Source organism: Alishewanella agri BL06, assembly GCF_000272005.1.
In the GTDB taxonomy this organism is placed as follows: domain Bacteria; phylum Pseudomonadota; class Gammaproteobacteria; order Enterobacterales; family Alteromonadaceae; genus Alishewanella; species Alishewanella agri.
Genome location: NZ_AKKU01000012.1, coordinates 1 through 15,565, shown reverse-complemented (window position 1 = coordinate 15,565; position 15,565 = coordinate 1). Strand labels below are relative to the sequence as shown.

The 15,565-nt window shown below is 50.2% G+C and carries 13 protein-coding genes; 7 read left to right on the top strand and 6 right to left on the bottom strand.

Annotated elements, in window-relative coordinates:
• Positions 1–98: 98 nt before the first annotated feature.
• The 3 genes from htpG to adk all read left to right on the top strand — a co-directional run bounded on the left by htpG (position 99) and on the right by adk (position 4,973).
• Positions 99–2,030, top strand: coding sequence for a molecular chaperone HtpG (gene htpG / locus AGRI_RS06755; protein ID WP_008984231.1), 1,932 nt, complete (start codon positions 99–101; stop codon positions 2,028–2,030).
• A gap of 145 nt (positions 2,031–2,175) precedes the next feature.
• Positions 2,176–4,104 carry a methyl-accepting chemotaxis protein gene (locus AGRI_RS06750; protein WP_008984230.1) on the top strand — a complete coding sequence of 643 codons (1,929 nt, stop codon included), beginning with the start codon at positions 2,176–2,178 and terminating at the stop codon, positions 4,102–4,104.
• Positions 4,105–4,328: 224 nt separating this feature from the next.
• Positions 4,329–4,973: an adenylate kinase gene (gene adk / locus AGRI_RS06745; protein WP_008984229.1), complete on the top strand. Its 645-nt coding sequence runs from the start codon at positions 4,329–4,331 to the stop codon at positions 4,971–4,973.
• A 58-nt stretch (positions 4,974–5,031) separates the two neighbouring features.
• Here adk and tpx read toward each other — a convergent pair whose 3' ends face one another.
• Positions 5,032–5,649: a thiol peroxidase gene (gene tpx / locus AGRI_RS06740; RefSeq protein ID WP_008984228.1), complete on the bottom strand. Its 618-nt coding sequence runs from the start codon at positions 5,647–5,649 to the stop codon at positions 5,032–5,034.
• 62 nt (positions 5,650–5,711) lie between these two features.
• Here tpx and AGRI_RS06735 point away from each other — a divergent pair, with 62 nt between their 5' ends.
• Both AGRI_RS06735 and AGRI_RS06730 read left to right on the top strand, forming a co-directional pair.
• Positions 5,712–6,725 carry a response regulator gene (locus AGRI_RS06735; RefSeq protein WP_008984227.1) on the top strand — a complete coding sequence of 338 codons (1,014 nt, stop codon included), beginning with the start codon at positions 5,712–5,714 and terminating at the stop codon, positions 6,723–6,725.
• On the top strand, positions 6,722–7,684 hold the full coding sequence (locus tag AGRI_RS06730; protein WP_008984226.1) for a sensor domain-containing diguanylate cyclase: 963 nt from the start codon (positions 6,722–6,724) through the stop codon (positions 7,682–7,684). The genes AGRI_RS06735 and AGRI_RS06730 overlap by 4 nt, the downstream gene beginning before the upstream one ends.
• Here the strand turns inward: AGRI_RS06730 and AGRI_RS06725 are convergent.
• The 4 genes from AGRI_RS06725 to AGRI_RS06710 form a co-directional block, all read right to left on the bottom strand.
• Entirely contained in the window at positions 7,681–9,192 is a 1,512-nt protein-coding gene (locus AGRI_RS06725; RefSeq protein ID WP_008984225.1) for a SpoVR family protein, read from the bottom strand. The two genes, AGRI_RS06730 and AGRI_RS06725, sit on opposite strands and share 4 nt — an antisense overlap.
• A 14-nt stretch (positions 9,193–9,206) precedes the next feature.
• Positions 9,207–10,472, bottom strand: coding sequence for a YeaH/YhbH family protein (locus AGRI_RS06720; protein ID WP_008984224.1), 1,266 nt, complete (start codon positions 10,470–10,472; stop codon positions 9,207–9,209).
• A 13-nt stretch (positions 10,473–10,485) separates the two neighbouring features.
• The gene (locus AGRI_RS06715; protein WP_008984223.1) at positions 10,486–12,408 is read right to left on the bottom strand and encodes a PrkA family serine protein kinase; all 1,923 of its coding nucleotides are present in this window, start codon (positions 12,406–12,408) and stop codon (positions 10,486–10,488) included.
• Positions 12,409–12,639: 231 nt separating this feature from the next.
• Positions 12,640–13,224, bottom strand: coding sequence for a Fe-Mn family superoxide dismutase (locus AGRI_RS06710; RefSeq protein WP_008984222.1), 585 nt, complete (start codon positions 13,222–13,224; stop codon positions 12,640–12,642).
• A 227-nt stretch (positions 13,225–13,451) separates the two neighbouring features.
• On the opposite strand from AGRI_RS06710, the gene AGRI_RS06705 reads away from it, so the two are divergent.
• On the top strand, positions 13,452–13,796 hold the full coding sequence (locus AGRI_RS06705; RefSeq protein WP_008951431.1) for a Grx4 family monothiol glutaredoxin: 345 nt from the start codon (positions 13,452–13,454) through the stop codon (positions 13,794–13,796).
• 26 nt (positions 13,797–13,822) lie between these two features.
• Here AGRI_RS06705 and rnt read toward each other — a convergent pair whose 3' ends face one another.
• Positions 13,823–14,545: a ribonuclease T gene (rnt, locus tag AGRI_RS06700; protein ID WP_008984221.1), complete on the bottom strand. Its 723-nt coding sequence runs from the start codon at positions 14,543–14,545 to the stop codon at positions 13,823–13,825.
• A gap of 128 nt (positions 14,546–14,673) precedes the next feature.
• Between rnt and AGRI_RS06695 the strand changes: the two genes are divergently transcribed.
• Entirely contained in the window at positions 14,674–15,555 is an 882-nt protein-coding gene (locus tag AGRI_RS06695) for a flagellar protein MotY (protein ID WP_008984220.1), read from the top strand.
• Positions 15,556–15,565 lie beyond the last annotated feature (10 nt).

The following is a 15,565-nucleotide window of genomic DNA, read 5'->3' as shown; positions in this document are numbered from 1 at the left end:
TCCACTCTTGAAATCATCCTGAATACCCCCATATCTGGTGGAGTTATCGGCGCGCCGCGCCGTCTTTTTGTCTCGTTATACCTATAGAGGACCCCAAGATGAGTGAGACCACTGCCAACGCTGCTGGCCAGAAGCAAACTCATGGCTTTCAGGCAGAAGTAAAACAACTTTTGCAGCTGATGATCCATTCGCTGTATTCCAATAAAGAAATTTTCCTGCGGGAACTGGTATCTAATGCCTCAGATGCCGCCGATAAACTGCGCTTTTTAGCGTTATCAGACAGCAGTTTATATGGTGATGATGGCGAACTGCGGGTAAGGATCAGCCTGGATGAGCAGGCGCGTACCCTGACTATCAGCGATAACGGTATCGGTATGGATGAGGCCGATGTTATTGCACACCTGGGTACTATCGCCAAGTCTGGTACTAAAGAATTCTTTTCACAATTGTCTGGCGATCAAAGCAAAGACTCCAAATTAATTGGTCAGTTTGGTGTTGGCTTCTATTCGGCCTTTATCGTCGCAGAAAAGGTCACAGTGCGTACCCGTAAAGCTGGTCTGCCGGCAGATAGCGCCGTAGAGTGGGAGTCGGCCGGTGAGGGTGACTACACCATTAGCAAGATCAATAAAGCCAGTCGCGGTACCGAGATCGTGCTGCACCTGCGTGATGGCGAGGATGAGTTCCTAAGTCGCTGGAAAGTTGAAAGTATCGTCACTAAGTATTCAGATCATATCTCGATTCCGGTGGAAATGTGGCAGGAAGGCACGCCGGAGCGTGAAGAAGACGGTGAAAAGATCCCGGCGACTGAAGGCCACTGGCAGGCAGTGAATAAGGCCACAGCCCTGTGGACCCGTGATAAGTCAGAAATCACTGATGACGAATACAAAGAGTTCTATAAGCATATTTCCCACGACTGGAGCGAGCCGTTAAGCTGGAGCCATAACAAGGTTGAGGGGAATAACAACTACACCAGCCTGTTGTATGTGCCGAAGAAAGCGCCCTTTGATATGTGGAACCGTGAAGCCAAGCATGGTTTGAAGCTCTATGTTCAGCGCGTCTTTATTATGGATGATGCCGAGCAGTTTATGCCAAGCTACCTGCGCTTTATCAAGGGTGTGCTGGATTCCAGCGATCTGCCGCTGAACGTATCGCGTGAAATTCTGCAGGATACCAAGGTCAGCCAGAGCCTGCGCAAAGGTTGCAGCAGCCGCGCGCTGAAAATGCTGGAAAAGCTGGCTAAAGACAGCGAGCAGTATCAGCTGTTCTGGAATGAGTTTGGTCAGGTGCTAAAAGAGGGCCCGGCAGAAGATTTCGCCAATAAAGAGCAAATTGCCGCCTTGCTACGTTTTGCCTCTACCCATAACGACAGCAGTGTGCAAAACGTAGCACTGGCCGACTATGTCAGCCGGATGAAAGAAGGCCAGGACGAGATTTATTTCCTGGTGGCGGATAGCCATGAAGCGGCGAAACACAGCCCGCATCTGGAGGTGTTCCGCAAGAAGGGGCTGGAAGTGTTACTGTTATCCGATCGCATCGACGAGTGGCTGATGCAGCATCTGCCGGAATTCGACGGTAAGAAGTTCCGCTCTGTTGCCAAAGGTGGTTTGGACTTGTCGAAACTGGATGACGAGCAAACCAAAGAAGAGCAGAAGAAAACCGAAGAAGCCTTTGCCTCAGTGTTAGAGCGCTTTAAAAAGGCGCTGGGTGAGCAGGTTAAAGATGTTAAGGTTAGCCATCGTTTAACCGACAGCCCGGCCTGTGTGGTGACCGATGAGTTTGATATGAGCACCCAGATGATCAAGCTGATGGAATCGGTAGGGCAGAAGGTGCCAGACGTGAAACCGATTTTTGAGCTCAATCCGGAGCATCAACTGGTGAAACATATCGCCGACGAGCAGGACGAAAGTCGCTTCCAGCAATGGGCTGAAGTGCTGTTTGAACAGGCATTACTGGCCGAGCGTGGCAGCCTGAAAAATCCGGCCAGCTTTGTGACCCGCTTAAATAGCTTGTTACTGTCACTGGCAAAGTAACCATAAACTGGCTATTGATAGAGGGGCTGGTATTACCAGCCCCTTTTTTGATCTTTCAGCCCAAAAATTATTCTGTATCATCCAATTACTGCAAATTCTCACTATACTTGCTACAGCAGCTACAACAATAACAGACAGGTGAGCTATGCAGCAGTTCTGGCAACGCCTTGGTTTTGGCGGTCGTTTAACCCTTAGTATGATTTCTTTGTTTCTGGCAGCGATTCTACTGCTGACCAGCCTACTCTTTGTCCGCTATCAGGACTCGCAAACTGACGGGGTAGTCAGTTCGTTACGCAGTGCCGCCGAGCTGAATGCCGATGCGTTCACTGATTGGTTACTGGTGCGGCAGGATGAAATGCGGCTACTGGCAACCTTACCCTCAGTACAGCAACTGAATTTACCGCTGGCGACCGAATTGATGCAGCAATTGGCACAGAATAGTGGTTTTTACGACACCATCTTTGTGGTGGGGCCGGATGGCTTAGGCATGGCCGGTGTCAGCTTCGCCAATGGCCAGGCCAAAGTGTTGAGTGAAGCGGAAGCCAACGCCTTTAATGTGGCAGACCGCGCCTGGTTTAAGCAGGCAATCGCTGGTCAGGATACCTTTTCGCAGCCGGTGGTTTCCCGCGCTACCGGCCAAACCGTCAGTACAGTAGCGATCCCGATCCGGCAAAATAATCAGATAGTGGCGGTGATGCGTGGTGCCGTGCAGCTGGAGACGATTTTTCGCAAAGTGAATGAATTAAGCCGCAATGACTATACCGAAATTTATTTGCTGGACACCGAAGGTAAAGCCATTACCACAGCGCCGTCTGTCGCTAAGGATGCTAAGCTGACGACTCAGGCGGCAGAAGCCACTAAACAACAACAAAGCGGCGTTGGGCTCTATCAAAACGCTGCAGCGACGCCGGTGATTGGCAGTTATCAGTTTATGCCGATGTTAGGCTGGAGCCTGGTGCTGGAAAGCCGGCAACAGGAGGCGTTGGCCGAAGTACGGGAAATGTTCTGGACCTTACTGATCGCAGCGGTGGTGGTGCTAGTGCTGGCGACAGTCGTCTGTTTGCTGTTGGTGAAAAAGGTCACCCGTACCCTGGGCGGCGAGCCGGAATATGCCGCTGCGGTAGTACAACGCGTTGCCGAGGGTGATCTGAGTGGCAGTATTAATCTGCGTTCAGACGACAGCAGTAGTTTATTAGCCGCCATTGCTCAGATGCAGCAGCGCTTGCGGCAGATGCTGGGGGAGGTCAGTAATTATTCTGATCAGGTCGCTGCAGCATCGACTGAGTTATCGCAGATTAACCAGCAAACCAGTGCCGGGATGCAGCAACAAAATACCGAAATCAGCAGTGCCGCTGTAGCGATGAATGAGATGACCAGCACTCTGGAGGAAGTGTCACACAATACCCAGCAAGCAGCAGAAGCGGCTGCCCAGGCCGAACAGGAAAGCAAAAATGGCCGGCAAATTGTCAGCACAACAATTCGTGAATTAGCCAATTTATCGAAAGAAGTCAGCTCCGCCGCCACGATTATCCGGCTGCTGAAAAAAGACAGCGATCAGATTGGCAATATTTTACAAGTGATTGAGGGTATCGCTGAGCAAACCAACTTGCTGGCGCTCAATGCGGCTATTGAAGCAGCGCGTGCCGGTGAGAGTGGCCGCGGTTTTGCGGTGGTAGCAGATGAAGTAAGGACGCTGGCCAGTCGCACTAAAGATTCAACCACTGAAATTAAGCAGATGATCGATAAGTTGCAGCACGGTACTGATAATGCAGTAAAAGCCACTGATAATAGCGAACAAGCGGCGAAATCGACCGCCGAGCGTGCCGCGGCAGCTGATCAGGCTTTGGCAGCCATTTATGAAGCGGTGGAACTGATTAGTAGTACTACTCACCAGATTGCCACTGCAACCGAACAGCAAACGGTAGTATCAAGAGATATTAATCAAAACTTCCATCGAATCAGTGATGTGGCTTATCAAACCAATGATAATGTCAGTCAATCAGCTCAAGCCAGTGATTCACTGTCTACCCTGGCGGAACAACTGCAGGAGCTGGTACGCCGGTTCAGACTTTAGTCGCAGTAAGACGGCGGTTTCCGGAGGAAAATAGCTGCTTTTTCCCCTTTGCCGCCGTTTCAGGCCCGAGTTGGCTGCTGCGCCAAGGCTATCGACTAAAGGCGAGGATTGGCGCAGTGTCAGGTAGCACCAGTTGACAAATTTCTTGTTTCACCCCGCGCATTATGCAAAGATTAGACCCGGTAAAATTTACAGATTAATCCCAGGATAAGAGGGTAGAGGCTATGCGCATAATTTTGTTGGGCGCCCCGGGTGCCGGTAAGGGAACTCAGGCACAGTTTTTGATGAACAAATACGGTATCCCACAAATTTCGACCGGTGATATGTTACGTGCCGCCATTAAAGAAGGTTCAGAGCTGGGATTAGCGGCGAAAAAGATTATGGATGCCGGTCAGTTAGTGTCTGATGAGCTGATTATTGGGCTGGTAAAAGAGCGGGTGGCGAAAGCAGACTGTGCCAAAGGCTTTTTACTGGATGGTTTTCCACGCACCATTCCGCAAGCTGACGCGATGCAGGAAGCCGGTATCAAGGTTGATCATGTGATTGAATTTGATGTACCGGATGATGTCATCGTCGAACGGATGAGCGGCCGTCGGGTACATCCGGCGTCAGGTCGGGTCTACCACCTGGTATATAATCCACCAAAGGTTGCCGGTAAAGATGATGAAACCGGCGAAGACTTGGTGATCCGTGCCGATGATGTTGAAGAAACGGTGCGTAAGCGATTAGCCATTTATCACGAGCAAACCGAATTGCTGGTGGGTTACTATCGTAAAGCGGCAGAGCGTGGTGAAACCCACTATCATCATATCGATGGTACTCAGCAGGTGGAACAAGTTAGTAAACAACTGGTCGCATTATTGGGTTAAGTCCCAACCAGACAACAAAAGCCCGGCATCGACCGGGCTTTTGTTATAAGGTATCAGCCTAATTCCCCAGTACCTTACGCAGCGCCTGTAGCGCAGCGTTGTAATCCGGCTCTTGTGCCAGTTCAGGTACTAACTGTTGGTAAGCCACCTTTCCCTGATTATCAATCACGATAATGGCTCGGGTTAATAAACCCATATCTTTAATCAACAAGCCGTAGCTGCTGCCAAAATCGCGCCAAACAGCATCCGATAATACCGCCATACTGGCAACTTGTTCTTGTTCGCAAAAACGTTTTTGGGCGAACGGCAGATCGGTGCTGATGGTGAGCAGGGTCACGGAGTCGGGTAACTTACTGACTTCTTCATTAAAACGTTTAGTTTGCAGCGAACAGATGCCGGTATCAATACTGGGTACGATACTAAGTAAAACGGTCTGACCTTTAAAATCAGCCAGTGACACCGGTTTAAAATTATTGTCAACCACTTTAAACGCCGGTGCCGGTTGACCGGTTTTTAGCTCGTCGCCCAGTAACACAACGGGCTCACCCCCCGCCGTTACTGTGCTGATGCGGGAAGGTAACTTCGCCGTAATGTCGGCGGCGGTCAGGCCGCCACTGGCAACTGCCAGTAACAGTGCAACTAGTAGCTTAGTATTATTAAATTTTTTTAAAAACATTTGCTGCTCCAACAGTCAATCAACGTTATGATAAGGTCAGACCGCACTCAAGCGAGAAAGTTATGACGCCCGCTGTATTAATTTGCGACGATTCCAATCTGGCCCGAAAACAACTGGCCAAAATATTACCACAGGACTGGCAGAAAACGGTGCAGTTCGCCGGCCATGGGGCTGATGCCCTGACCAGCCTGAAAAAACAACCCTTTGACTGGCTGTTCCTCGATTTGAACATGCCGGTAATGGATGGCTATCAGGTATTGGCAGAGTTAAAGAAGCTGCAACTGCCAGTACAGATTGTTGTCGTTTCTGGCGATATTCAACCGGAAGCACACCAAAGAGTGATGGCGCTGGGGGCGAAAGCCTTTCTGAAGAAACCGGTCGAGCCGCAGGCGCTGGCTGCGCTGCTACAAACGGCGGTAGCAACTGCACCAAGAACGCAGCAGGGTCAAGCGCATCTGGTTCAGGTTACGGAGTTAGATCCTGAGCTACGCGATGTGTTTCAGGAAGTGGCAAACGTTGCCATGGGCCAGGCCGGTGATTTACTGGCGCGCTTGCTCAAGGTGTTTGTTAAGTTACCGATCCCGAATGTCAATTTGATTGAGGTCAGTGAACTGAGCATGGCGTTGGCCTCTATTGCCCCGGATAGTCAGACTTCAGGTGTCTGTCAGGGTTTTATTGGCAGTGGTATTGCCGGTGAAGCCTTATTGATCTTAACTGACTCCAGTTTTGCTGATATTGCGCGTTTGCTGAATTATCAGGGCGAGCTGACCAGTGCCGCCGAATTGGAACTGTTGATGGATGTAGCCAATATCCTGATTGGGGCAGTATTAAAAGGTATTGCTGAACAGCTGGATATTAGTTTTAGCCAAGGCCATCCGGTGGTGCTGGGGCAGCACGCGCCGGTCAGTGAGCTGATTAAAGCTAATGCCAAACGCTGGCGTAAAACGCTGACGATTGAGCTCAGTTATGGTATCGAAGGTTTTAATATACACTGTGATTTATTGCTGTTGTTTACCGAAGATAGTCTGAAAACTTTCCGCTATAAGCTGGCTTTTTTGATGGATGATGCTGAATGACCCTGAATGATTTTGGTGCTTCAGAGCTGCATTGGCTAATGAATATGCTGCAAACCGTTGATGTGGGTTTAGTGGTGGTGGATACGCACTATCAGATCCAGTTATGGAACGGTTTTATGGAAAACCACAGTGGTTTGTTGCCGCGCCAGGTCAGAGAACGCAGCCTGTTTGACTTGTTCCCGGAAATTGACGAAGACTGGCTACGTCGTAAATGTGATCCCGTCTTTTTATTAAAAAACCGCGCTTTTACGATTTGGGAGCAGCGGCCCTATATTTTCCGTTTTAAAAACTACCGTTCTATCACCGGTCATGCGGATTATATGTATCAGAATAGTACCATTTTCCCGATCACCGACAGTCGCGGTCAGGTCAGTCACCTGTGTTTTATTATTTATGACGTGACAGATGCAGCGGTCAGTAAGCTGGAATTACAGTCAATGAATGGGCAGTTACGGCAGTTATCGACAACCGATTATCTGACGCAAATGCGCAATCGCGGCAATTGGGAAGAAAACCTGAGGCTGGAGTTTAACCGGCTGCAGCGTTATCCGCAGCATAGCAGCACGCTGATCATGTGTGATATCGATCACTTTAAGCGCATCAACGATGGTTATGGCCATGCGGCGGGCGATCTGGTCATTAAAACTGTGGCAGAGATAATCCGCAAAAGCCTGCGCAGTACCGACTTACCGGGTCGTTATGGTGGTGAGGAGTTTGCTATCTTACTGCTGGATACCAGCGCCGATCAGGCCAATTATCTGGCCGAGCGCATTCGCCGTAAAATTGAACAGACCGAGTTGACTTACCAGGGCCAGACGATCCGGCTAACTATGAGTTTTGGCCTGGCGGAACGCAGTGCGGCGATGCAGGATTATCTGCAGTGGCTGAATGCTGCGGATAAAGCGCTTTATACCTCTAAAGCCGATGGCCGCAACCGGGTAACCCGGCATCAGGATTAAGCCGGCTCTGGGCAGCGTGCCAGTAGCTGCACGCTGCCATCGCTTTGCAGTTGCTCCAGCCGGACCTCAAAACCCCACAAGCGGTGTAAGTGGCGCATCACCTGCTCAATCGCGCCACCCAGCGGGATCTCCTGGTGTGGAATGTAACGCAATGTCAGCGCCCGATCCGTATTCAGATTGACCTGTTGCACCTGAATATTTGGCTCCAGCTGGCTTAGATTATACTGAGCTGACAATAACTGCCGGATCTGCTGATAGCCCTCGGCATTATGGATAGCACTGACTTCAAGGCTGCTTTCCTTACTATTGTCGGTAACGGCGAATAAATGAAAATCCCGCATCACTTTCGGCGACAGATACTGACTGATAAAGCTCTCATCTTTAAAGTTCTGCATCGCAAAATGCAGGCTCTGTAGCCAGTCGCTACCGGCGAGCTCCGGAAACCAGGCTTTATCTTCAGCGGTCGGGTTTTCACAAATCCGGCGGATATCACTAAAAATAGCAAAGCCCAGCGCATAGGGGTTAATACCGCTGTAATACTTGCTGTTATAAGGTGGTTGCAACACCACATTAGTGTGGCTATGTAACACTTCCAGCATAAAACGGTCGCTCAGTTTGCCTTCAGCGTACAGATGTTGCAGCAGCGTATAGTGCCAGAACGTTGCCCAGCCCTCGTTCATCACCTGGGTTTGTTTTTGTGGATAGAAATACTGCGAGATTTTGCGCACTATCCTGACCAGCTCACGTTGCCAGGGTTGCAGCAAGGGCGCATTTTTTTCAATAAAATACAGAATGTTTTCCTGTGGCTCGGCCGGGAAGCGTGCTTCAGTCGGATTGGTGCTGGCTTTAGCCGGCAAGGTGCGCCATAGCTCGTTAACCTGCGATTGTAAAAAGGCTTCCCGCTGTTGCTGGCGTTTTTGCTCCTCCGCCATTGAGATTTTCTGGGGTCTTTTATAACGATCAACGCCATAATTCATCAAGGCATGACAGGAGTCGAGAAAATTTTCGACTTCGGCGATACCGTATTTCTCCTCACACTTGCTGACATAGTTTTTGGCAAACACCAGATAATCGATAATTGATGAGGCGTCGGTCCAGGTGCGGAACAAGTAATTATTTTTAAAAAACGAATTATGGCCATAGCAGGCGTGCGCCATCACCAGTGCCTGCATTGGCAGGGTATTTTCTTCCATCAGATAGGCAATGCAGGGATCGGAATTGATGACGATTTCATAGGCCAACCCCATATAGCCTCTTTTGTAGTGCTGCTCGCTTTGAATAAATTTTTTGCCATAAGACCAGTGGTGATAGCCAATCGGCATACCAATACTGGAATAGGCATCCAGCATTTGCTCAGCGGTAATCACCTCAATCTGATTGGGATAGGTATCCAGCTGATAGTGCGCGGCAACCCGGGCAATTTCCTGTTGGTAGCTCGCCAGTAGCTCGAACGTCCAGTCGGGACCATCGGGTAAGCAGGCGCGGCTGATTAAAGCGGAGTTAGACATACTGAAGACCTCCGTCAGGCAGCTTGTTTTTTAAAGAGTTCGCGAAACACCGGGTAAATATCACTGACTTCACGGATTTGCTGCAACGCCAGCTTAGGCTGACTGGCCTGTAATTGTTGGTATTGTTCCCACAGCGACTGATGCGCGCGTGGACTGATTTCAATATAAGCGTAATAACGTACGGCCGGCAGGATCTGTCTGGCCAATAGTTCGGCACAGAGTGGGCTATCTTCTGCCCAGTTGTCGCCGTCCGACGCTTGAGCGGCATAGATATTCCATTCCTGTGGGTCAAACCGTTTGGCAATAATTTCCTGCATTAGCTTCAGCGCCGAGGACACGATAGTTCCGCCGGTTTCCTGGGAATAGAAAAACTCCTGTTCGTCGACTTCTTTGGCCTGGGTATGGTGGCGGATATACACCACTTCGACATTTTTATAGCTGCGGCTTAAGAACAGATACAGCAATATATAGAAGCGTTTAGCCATCTCTTTGGTGGCTTGGTCCATCGAACCTGAGACATCCATCAGGCAAAACATCACCGCCTTACTGGTCGGCTCTGGCTTCTTTTGATAATTACGAAAGCGTAAATCAAAGCTGTCGATAAAGGGGACGGCAGCCAGTTTTTGCTTCAGCTCTGCGATGTGCTCCAATAGCGCGCGCCGTGCCAATTCATCCGGTACTGCAGCCTGCTCCAGCTCTGCGAGCTCGGCCTCGGCTTGCTTTAGCTGTTGCTTTTTATCAGCGGACATCGCAATGCGCCGTGCCAGAGAGCCGCGTAGCGAGCGTACGATATCAATATTGGCTGGTACGCCTTCGGCACGATAGCCAGCTCGCACCGTTTTGTATTGTACCAGCTTATCCAACTGATTATGTTTCAGATCCGGCAGCGCCAAATCCTCAAACAACAGGTCCAGATATTCATCCTTGGAGATGGCAAAGACAAAGTCGTCGTTGCCTTCACCATCGGCACTGGCATCGCCCTGGCCGCTGCCAGCACCACCACCTTGTGGCCGTGGAATGCGGTCACCCGGGCTGAACTGGTCGTTGCCCGGATGCACCCGCTGCCGGATACCGCCTTGACCCTGGTGGAAAAACGGCTCAGTGATATCCCGCGCCGGTATGCTGACACTCTCACCCTTGTGTAAATCGGTCACACTGCGTTTACTGATCGCGTCGGATACCGCCTGCTTAATTTGTTGCTTATAACGGCGGATAAAACGCTGGCGATTAACCGCGCTTTTGTTTTTTCCGTTGAGCCGGCGATCAATAAAATGCACCATACCACCTCCGCCGTTACTGCGATTTCCGTACCCGCAAATACCATTCAGACAGCAAACGGACTTGCTTACGGGTATAACCTTTCTCCATCATCCGGTTGACGAAGTCGTCATGCTTTTTCTGATCCTCAGTGCTGGTCTTGGCATTAAACGAAATCACTGGCAGCAGCTCTTCAGTGCCGGAGAACATTTTCTTCTCTATCACTGTTCTGAGTTTTTCATAGCTGGTCCAGGTAGGATTCTTGCCATGATTTTTGGCACGGGCGCGCAGCACAAAGTTAACGATTTCATTGCGGAAATCTTTTGGGTTACTGATGCCAGCTGGCTTTTCAATTTTCTCCAGCTCAGAATTCAGGGATGAGCGGTCAAACAACTGGCCGGTCTCCGGATCGCGGTATTCCTGATCCTGGATCCAGAAGTCGGCATAGATCACATAGCGATCAAAGATGTTTTGTCCATATTCAGAGTAGGACTCCAGATAAGCAGTTTGAATCTCTTTGCCAATAAATTCGACATATTTGGGGATCAGGAAACCTTTCAGATGTTCCAGATAGCGCTCTGCGGTGTCTGCCGGGAACTGCTCGCGCTCTATCTGTTGCTCCAGCACATAGAATAAATGTACTGGGTTAGCGGCCACTTCGGTGCTGTCGAAATTAAAGACCCGTGACAGGATCTTAAAGGCAAAGCGGGTTGACAGGCCCGTCATGCCTTCATCGACACCGGCAAAGTCACGATACTCCTGATACGACTTGGCCTTAGGATCGGTATCTTTCAGGCTTTCACCATCATAAACCCGCATTTTCGAGTAGATACTGGAGTTTTCCGGGGTTTTTAGCCGTGACAGCACTGCAAATTGCGCCAGTGCGCTCAAGGTACCGGGGGCACAGGGTGCCTGGCTGAGTTCACTATGTTCCAACAGTTTTTGATAAATCTTCATTTCCTCACTGACACGTAAACAGTAAGGGACTTTGACGATATAGACCCGATCTAAAAAGGCTTCGTTGTTTTTGTTATTGCGGAAAGTTTGCCATTCTGACTCGTTACTGTGTGCCAGAATAATGCCGTCAAACGGCAGGGCAGCCAGCCCTTCGGTACCGTTGTAATTCCCTTCCTGTGTAGCGGTCAGTAGCGGATGCAACACTTTAATCGGCGCTTTGAACATCTCAACAAATTCCATCAGCCCCTGATTGGCGCGACACAGGGCGCCGGAGTAGCTGTAGGCATCAGGATCATTTTGCGCATAATGCTCTAACTTACGGATATCCACTTTACCTACCAGCGCGGCGATATCCTGATTGTTCTCATCACCCGGCTCAGTTTTGGCAATCGCCAGCTGATCCAGAATCGACGGCGTGCGCTTGACTACCCGGAACTGGCTGATATCGCCGTTAAATTCGTGCAGCCGTTTACTGGCCCAGGGCGACATAATGGCGCGCAGATAACGTTTCGGAATGCCGTACTCCTGCTCCAGAATAGCGCCATCCTCGGCGGCATCGAACAGACATAGCGGATGGTCCTGTACCGGCGAGCCTTTCAGGTAGTAAATCGGTACCTGTTGCATCAGGGCTTTGAGTTTTTCCGCTAATGAGGATTTACCGCCACCGACCGGGCCCAGCAAATACAGAATTTGTTTGCGTTCTTCCAGCCCCTGCGCCGAGTGCTTCAGGTAAGAGACAATTTGTTCGATAGCATCCTCCATGCCGTAAAATTCATGGAAGGCGGGGTAGCGGGCGATCACCCGGTTGGAAAACAGTCGGCTTAGTTTAGGATCATGCGAAGTATCAATTAACTCGGGCTCGCCAATCGCTTGTAACAGCCGCTCAGCGGCGGTGCTGTAGCAGCTTTTGTCTTTTTTACATAGTTGCAGGAATTCCTGCAGGCTCATTTCCTCCTCTTTGGTAGTTTCGTAACGTGTCCTGAAATGCTCAAAGATCCCCATATACACCTCCAGCCCGTCGTCCGGCATAACTGCTTAGCTGTTATGTTAAAGGTAGACACTAAACGGCAGTTTTGCCCAGCGAAGTACAAAAAATTACCCTGGTATTGGCAGTTACGCTTTGTTTCGATAAAAGGTTCAGTATAAATTTTGAGCGGGATGCGGCAGGAAAGTTGCAGGGTGGAGCAAAAAATACCCGGCCGAAGCCGGGTATCACAACCAGGAATAAAACTATTACTTAGCGAAGTTTGCCGCAGCAAATTCCCAGTTTGCCAGGGCCCAGAATGCGTCCAGATAAGTTGGGCGGGCATTGCGGTAGTCGATGTAGTAAGCGTGTTCCCACAGGTCAACGGTGATAATTGGCGTTACTGCCGCGTCCTGAATTGGCGTGCCGGCGTTGCTGGTGTTGACGATATCCAGGCTGCCATCCGCTTTTTTCACTAACCAGGTCCAGCTGGAACCGAAGTTATTGACCGCTTTGTCATTAAAGGCGGCTTTAAAGGCATCGAAAGAGCCCCACTTAGCGTTGATGGCATCTGCCAGGGCGCCAGTTGGTTGACCGCCACCATTTGGCGATAAGCAGTGCCAGTAGAACGTATGGTTCCAAACCTGCGCCGCGTTGTTAAATACGCCACCTTCGCTGTTACGGATAATTTCTTCTAGTGACTGGCTGGCAAAAGGCGTGCCTTCAATCAGACCGTTCAGCTTTACGACGTAGGTGTTGTGGTGCTTACCGTGGTGATATTCCAGGGTTTCAGCAGAAATATGCGGCGCTAAAGCATCTTTTGCGTATGGTAAGGCGGGTAATTCAAAGGCCATTGTAGCTCTCCGTTCGTTGTTTAAAGTGTCTGCATGGCGTAGACTACAAAACCTGACTAAAATACTCAAGTTTTATGCCTGCCGGCCTGCGTTTGCCTGCAATCATTATAGCCGCAGGCGCTGTTGTTGGTTCAGACAATATTGGGCACTTTCTGCAAATCTCAAGTGCGGGCGAGGGGCAGAAGGAGTAAAATAGGCCAACTTTCATCTTAATCCGAGAGGTAGTAATGGAAACGTTAGACAAAATCAAACAACAAATCGCCGACAATCCGATCCTGTTGTATATGAAGGGTTCGCCAAAATTCCCCAGTTGTGGCTTTTCGGCACAGGCGTCACAAGCGCTGATTGCCTGTGGTGAGCAGTTTGCCTTTGTCGACATTCTGCAGCATCCGGATATCCGGGCCGAGCTGCCAAAATATGCGAACTGGCCGACCTTCCCGCAGCTGTGGGTAGAAGGCGAGCTGATTGGTGGTTGTGATATCGTGCTGGAAATGTTTCAGCGCGGCGAGTTACAGCCGTTGATCAAAGCTACGGCTGAAAAGTTTAAAGCCGAACAGCCAGCGGCGGAATAAACCTTCAGTAAGACGCGGCATATTCGTTATGCCGTGTCTTCATTCTCTTCGTCCTGTTCCTCATCGGCCGGTAGCGCATTGCTTAGTGGCCAGCCTCCCAGTTGCTGCCATTTATTCACGATGTAACAGAATAGCTCCGCGGTACGCTCGGTGTCATACAGAGCGCTATGGGCTTCTTTGGCATTAAAGGCAATTCCCGCCTGGTGGCAGGCTTTGGCCAGTACCGTTTGCCCCAGCGCCAGCGCCGCCAGGCTGGTGGTATCAAACGAAACAAAAGCATGAAACGGCGAGCGTTTATAATTTAAGCGGCTGATGGCAGCATTAAAAAAACCTTGGTCAAAAGCCGAATTATGCGCGACCAGCACTGAGCGCTGGCAACCGGCATCTTTTTGCGCTTTGCGCACGGCTTTGCAGATCTCAGTAATGGCCTCGCGCTCGGCAACGGCACCGCGCAGTGAGTTAAAAGGATCGATACCGTTGAAGGCCAGTGAGCTGGCATCCAGGTTAGCACCCGCAAAGGGCTCAACATGAAAATGCAGCGTTTTACCGGGCTTGAGTGCGCCGTCGGCATCCATTTCCAACAAATTTACCGCAATTTCCAGCAAGGCATCGGTTTTTGGATTAAAGCCAGCGGTTTCAACGTCGATAACTACCGGATAATAGCCACGAAAGCGGCGTGCTAGTAAGCTAGCGGTCTTAGCTGTGCTGCTGGTTGTTGCTTGTGGTTCGGTCGCGCTTTTTAGGGTCATACAGTCACCATGCCTAACAGAGGCCGGCATTATGCCAAAAAAAATGTCACAGGTCTTGTTTTGGGCATAATGCTTGCTAAGGTCTGGTAGGTATCAGGAATTTTTTCATTGTAACAGCGGGGCAGTAAATGCGGGCAATCACGCTATTTTTCAGTGTTAGCGCGGGCTTGATGGTGAGTCTGGCGGTCGCCGCTCCCAGTCAGTGGCGTCAATATTCTGCCACTATTGAACAGTCCAGTTGGCAACTCAGCACCAATACGCCCTTGCTGTGTCAACTGGAACACCCGATCCCGAATTTTGGTAAGGCGGTGTTTAGCAGCGTAGCCGGTAAAGATTTAAATTTGGATTTTCAACTGCAAATGCTACGGCTGCCAGATAGTTATGGCTTGGCAGAAGTGCTGTCGGTGCCGCCACAATGGCGACCGGGAGAAAAGCCGAAAACCCTGGCCAGTATGCGGCTGCTGAAACAATTTGATGGCGACTTACCAAAGAAAACCGCCTGGACTTTGTTGACCGAGCTGGAGCAGGGCTTTAGCCCTACCTTTTATTACAGTGACTGGTACAGCCCATACGACAAGGTGACTGCCGCGCTGAATCCGGTGCAATTCCCAACCCAATACCAGGCGTTTAGCCACTGTATTGCCGGTTTATTGCCTTATAGTTTCGAGGATATCGCATTTACCATTTTAAGTTACGAGAGCGGTGGGGATCAGCTAACCCGCGAATCGCGGCGCCGTTTGAGCTTGATTGCTGAGTACTTAAAGTATGATTCCGAGATTGAGGCCATCGAGTTACAGGGCTATACCGACAGTTATGGTGGCCCCTGGATGAACGAGCAGTTATCGGTACAGCGGGCACAAAAAATTAAAGACTTTCTGATTGCGGCCGGTGTTGCCGAGGATAAGGTGCAAATTGAAGGCTTTGGTGAACGACGGCATGTCGCCCCCAATGATACGCCACTTGGTCGCGCGGTGAACCGCCGGTTGGTATTACAAATGGCGAAACCCTAGGGCGTGTTGA